A 3,689-nucleotide genomic window follows, 5' to 3' on the forward strand; every position below is an offset into this window, starting at 1 on the left:
CCGTCCCCCCGTCCCCGCGGCGATCCGTGCGCACGGCYGGGACGGCGACTACATTCGGTACGACATGCACAGCCCGGCCGTGACAGTCCCCTGTTGACCCGACAGGACATGGGGTGAGGTGAGGAGGGGCCCATGCTGGACAGCGGTGCGTCGGACTCGGAGGAGGCGGCCCGCGCGTACTACGCCACCTCGGACGTCGACGCGTTCTACGACGCGGTGTGGGGTGGCGAGGACATTCACACCGGCACCTACGCCAGAGCGGACGAGCCCGTCGCCGATGCCTCGCGCCGCACCGTCGAGCAGGCCGCGGACAGGGTGAGTGACCTGCTGCACTCGGGCAGCTCGGTACTGGACCTCGGTTCCGGGTACGGAGGTGCGACCCGCTGTCTGGCCGGACGCTTCGGGTGCCGCGTCACCGCCCTCAACCTCAGCGAGCCCCAGAACCGGCGCCATCGCGCCAGGAACGCCGAGCGCGGCCTCGACCACCTCATCGACGTGGTCACCGGGTCCTTCCACGACATTCCGTGGCCCGACCACCGCTTCGACGTCGTCTGGTCCCAGGAGGCCTTCTGCCACAGCGGCGATCGCGCCCGCGTGCTCCGCGAGGCCGTCCGTGTCCTGAGGCCGGACGGGGCCCTGGTCTTCACCGACACGATGGCCGCCGAGGACGCCTCCGCCGAAGCCCTGCGCCCGGTCGTCGCTCGCCTGGGCGTGGAGGCCCTGGCCACCCCCGGCTTCTACCGCCGCACACTCTCCGGCATCGGCCTCTCGCGCATCGACTTCGACGACCGCAGCGAGCAGCTGACCCGGCATTACGAACGCATCACCGACGAGACCCGGCGGCACGAACAGGAACTCCGCCGCGTCATCAGTCCCGGCTACGTCGACAGCCTCCTCGCCAATCTCCCCCTGTGGCACGCCGCGTCCCGACGCGGCGACCTGCGCTGGGGCATCTTCCACTGCCGCGCCTGAGCGAGGACGCGACTGCTACGGTCCACTCCCGTGAACGACAGCGTGTACGTGGGCAACGCGGGCCGGGACGCCGTGCTGGCGAAGAACGCACCGCTCTCCTTGTCCGCCTGGGGAACCACTCCTGGTTCGCGGAGGAGGAGTCGGTGGTGCTGACCGTGCGCTGGCCGTCGGTTCCCGGTTACGCGGTGCCGGACGAGGCCCGGGGCCGGCTGACGCCCCATTGACCCCACAGCGCCATCACGGTTGCATGCTGGTGGTCCTCCGGTGGGGAGCCGGAGGGGATGACCACGTCATGCCTGGGGGGAAAATGAGGGGAAACGCGAACCGGAGCGGCACCAGACGGACGCGTGTCGCGCTCTGCGCGGCGGTTGCCGCTTGCGCGGTCTCGGCGGTACTGCCCGGCACCGCGTCGGCAGAGTCCTCGGGCTCGCGGGCGGCCAGTGTGGAGAGGATCAGCGTCGCGGCCGACGGGAGCCAGGCCGATGACAGCTCCGCCGGTGCCTCGATCACGCCCGAGGGCCGTCACGTCGTCTTCTCGTCGTCGGCGAGGAACCTCACGTCCGACGAGACCACGGGCGGGGACAAGGTGTTCGTCCGCGACCGGCGGACGGGGCAGACCCAGCGGATGGGCCACCTGACGACGGTTCAGGCCCCGGTGATCAGTGGGGACGGGGCCTACGTCGCCTACCCGGTGCAGTGGATGAACGACGTGCGCATCCGCCAGTACCAGGTGAGCACGGGAAGAACCGCTTCCACCAACTGTTCACTCTTCACCTGCAACCAGCCCTCGCTGAACACCGACGGCCGCTACACCGCCCACGCCACCCTCTCCTACCGGCAGCAGACCTTCGGCCAGCGCGTCGAGATCGAGGACTGGAGGACCGGCGCCCACGAGCTGGTCGCCTCCTTCGCCCATACGCAGCCGTCCCGGCCGTCCATCAGCGGTGACGGCCGCTATGTCGCCTACCAGGACGGCAAGGCGGAGGACGTCTTCGTGTGGGACCGGTCCGGCACAACCGCCGCCACCCCGATCGAGGGTCCCGGCAGAGCGGCGGCTCTCGTCCAGCTGAGCGACGACGGCAGCAAGGTCGTCTACCTCTCGGGCCCGGACACCTACGTCCACGACACCGGCACGGGCACCGCCCAGCACCTGCCGGGCGTCAGGGGCTTGGCCATCGATCCCACCGGCCGCTATCTGCTGTACGCCCCGAACGACCCCGGCGGGCCCTCGCTCAAGCTGCGCGACCTGCGCACCGGCACCGACGAGACCGTCTCCCACCAGCCCGCGACGGCCGGGACCGACGCGGTCAGCACCGGCGGACGCGACGTCGTCTTCCACTCCACCGCCGACGACCTCGTGCCCGGCGACACCAACGGGAAGTCGGACGTCTTCGTCCGTCACTTCTTCTGACTGCCCGACCACCTGATCGCGATCGACCGGGCACGCCCCGGCTACGGCTGAGCGCGCCCGCCCGAGCCGACGAGCGGCGTGAGTGCGCGTAGGCCGGAGACGACGTCACGGGCGCCGGGAGCCTGTCCCGGGTCGGTGAGCCACTGGGTCATCAGGCCGGTGAAGAGCGCCATTTGCGTGGCTCCCAGCGTGCGGGCCGTGGCGTCGTCGATCTCGTCCTCCGGCTCGCCTCTCAGCAGAGCGGCAAGACCTCGGCGCCCCTGGACCTGCCCGCCGGACAGATAGCGGCGCAGGTCATCGGAGTGCTCCGCCTGCACCAGGGCTTCGAGCGTGGCGAGCCAGAGTGTGCGGTCGGTGGTGAAGGACCGGATGACGGCCGCCCAGAGCGCCTCGTAGCGCTCGGCTTCGGTCGCCCCCTCCTTGCCGTACGAGGACAGCGTGCGGCCGAGCCGGGTCCCCCATTCGTCGATCGCCTCGATGAGCGCCGACGTGAGCAGCGCCTCGCGGGAGCCGAAGTGGTATCCGATCGCCGCCATGCTCACCCCCGACGCGGCGGCGATGTCGCGCACGGTGATGCGCGCCCAGCCCTTCTCCTCAAGACAGCGCCGGGCCCCGGCCAGCAGGTCCTCTCGGTTTCCCATGGCGGCACAGACTAGCCGACTGCCATCGCGGACCCTCACCTCGGGCGCACGATCTATACAAGCGTATTGCGCGCTTGCCCAAGTCACGTCTAATGTCATGGACGTCAAAGCGGTTCCGACGTACGGGAGTTGCCATGCACCACGCCTCACAAGCTGTTTCACGTCGCCGCATGCTCCGGCTCGCGGCCACGGGGCTCACCGCCGGAGCGCTCGTCCCGCTCGGCGTCACACCCGCCGGCGCCGCCCCGGCCCGAGGTCCCCTCGACGCGCTGGAGCGGCACGCGGTGCCGCTCGGGGAGCTGGACGCCGTGGGGCGGATGGTCGGCGACGCCCGCGTCGTCGGCTTCGGGGAGGCCGCCCACAGCGGCCATGAGTTCTTCACCCTCAAGGTGCGCGCCTTCAAGAAGCTCGTGGCCACCCGGGGCTTCACCACGTTCGCCCTGGAGGCGAGCTGGAGCACCGGACTGCGCCTGGACGCCTATGTGGTGCACGGCACCGGTGACCCGGCACGGATTATGCGCGAGGAGTTCCAGGGACAGTACGTCTTCTGGAACACCGAGGAGTACCTCGACCTCATCCACTGGATGCGCCGCCACAACGTCACCCACCCCGACCGGCCCCCACTGCGCTTCGTCGGCAACGACCTCGGATACGCGGGCCCCGAC

5 protein-coding genes are annotated in these 3,689 nt (G+C 70.6%); 4 read left to right on the top strand and 1 reads right to left on the bottom strand.

Features of this window, described 5'->3' with window-relative positions:
- Positions 1-132 precede the first annotated feature (132 nt).
- From AB8Z36_RS33065 to AB8Z36_RS33075, 3 genes are all read left to right on the top strand, one after another.
- Positions 133-972, top strand: a complete 840-nt coding sequence (locus tag AB8Z36_RS33065) for an SAM-dependent methyltransferase (protein WP_369217078.1) — start codon at positions 133-135, stop codon at positions 970-972.
- Positions 945-1,196 (top strand): hypothetical protein, encoded by a 252-nt coding sequence (locus tag AB8Z36_RS42375; protein WP_440582058.1) that lies wholly within the window; start codon positions 945-947, stop codon positions 1,194-1,196. Before AB8Z36_RS33065 ends, AB8Z36_RS42375 begins: the two co-directional genes overlap by 28 nt.
- Before the next feature lie 218 nt (positions 1,197-1,414).
- Complete coding sequence (locus AB8Z36_RS33075; protein WP_369217079.1) at positions 1,415-2,383, top strand: hypothetical protein; 969 nt, start codon at positions 1,415-1,417, stop codon at positions 2,381-2,383.
- Positions 2,384-2,424: 41 nt separating this feature from the next.
- Here the strand turns inward: AB8Z36_RS33075 and AB8Z36_RS33080 are convergent, their stop codons facing one another.
- Positions 2,425-3,024, bottom strand: a complete 600-nt coding sequence (locus AB8Z36_RS33080) for a TetR/AcrR family transcriptional regulator (RefSeq protein ID WP_369217080.1) — start codon at positions 3,022-3,024, stop codon at positions 2,425-2,427.
- A 170-nt stretch (positions 3,025-3,194) separates the two neighbouring features.
- Here AB8Z36_RS33080 and AB8Z36_RS33085 point away from each other — a divergent pair.
- Positions 3,195-3,689 (top strand): erythromycin esterase family protein (locus AB8Z36_RS33085; RefSeq protein ID WP_369217081.1); only part of this gene is annotated, 495 nt, incomplete at its 3' end.

Source organism: Streptomyces flavofungini, from assembly GCF_041028215.1.
GTDB classification, from domain to species: Bacteria; Actinomycetota; Actinomycetes; order Streptomycetales; family Streptomycetaceae; genus Streptomyces; species Streptomyces flavofungini_B.

Coding starts and splice junctions, on each gene's coding strand:
- AB8Z36_RS33065 (WP_369217078.1), top strand. CDS start 133: ATGCTGGACAGCGGTGCGTCGGACTCGGAGGAGGCGGCCCGCGCGTAC.
- AB8Z36_RS33080 (WP_369217080.1), bottom strand. CDS start 3,024: ATGGGAAACCGAGAGGACCTGCTGGCCGGGGCCCGGCGCTGTCTTGAG.